The sequence below is a fragment of the Streptomyces sp. GbtcB6 genome (assembly GCF_019091475.1).
Lineage (GTDB): Bacteria > Actinomycetota > Actinomycetes > Streptomycetales > Streptomycetaceae > Streptomyces > Streptomyces hyaluromycini.
Genome location: NZ_JAGXJL010000196.1, coordinates 1 through 508, shown reverse-complemented (window position 1 = coordinate 508; position 508 = coordinate 1). Strand labels below are relative to the sequence as shown.

At 69.7% G+C, this 508-nt stretch carries 1 protein-coding gene; it reads left to right on the top strand.

What is annotated here, in order from left to right; translation table 11 throughout:
• The coding region (locus KVT45_RS55145) for an alpha/beta hydrolase (protein ID WP_217562673.1) at nucleotides 1-508 on the top strand (508 nt) is incomplete at both ends.

Genomic DNA, 508 nt, shown 5'->3' with positions numbered 1-508 from the left:
TCGTCGAGCAGGGCACCGCCAAGGGCCTGGACGCCACCCGGATCGCGGTCGCCGGTGACTCGGTCGGCGGCAACATGACCGCCGCCCTCACCCTCATGGCCAAGGAACGCGGCGGTGTCCCGCTGCTCCAGCAGGTGCTGTTCTACCCCGTGACCGACGCGAGCTTCGACACCAACTCCTACCACCAGTTCGCCACCGGCTACTTCCTGCGCCGCGACGCCATGCAGTGGTTCTGGAACCAGTACACGACCGACGACGCCGACCGCGCCCAGATCACCGCCTCCCCGCTGCGCGCCACCACCCAGCAGCTCACCGGCCTGCCCCCGGCCCTGGTCATCACCGCCGAAGCCGACGTCCTGCGCGACGAGGGCGAGGCCTACGCCAACAACCTCCGCACCGCCGGCGTACCCGTCACCGCCGTCCGCATCCAGGGCATCATCCACGACTTCGTGATGCTCAACACCCTGCGCGAGACACACGCCGCCGAAGCCGCCATCAACCTGGCCGT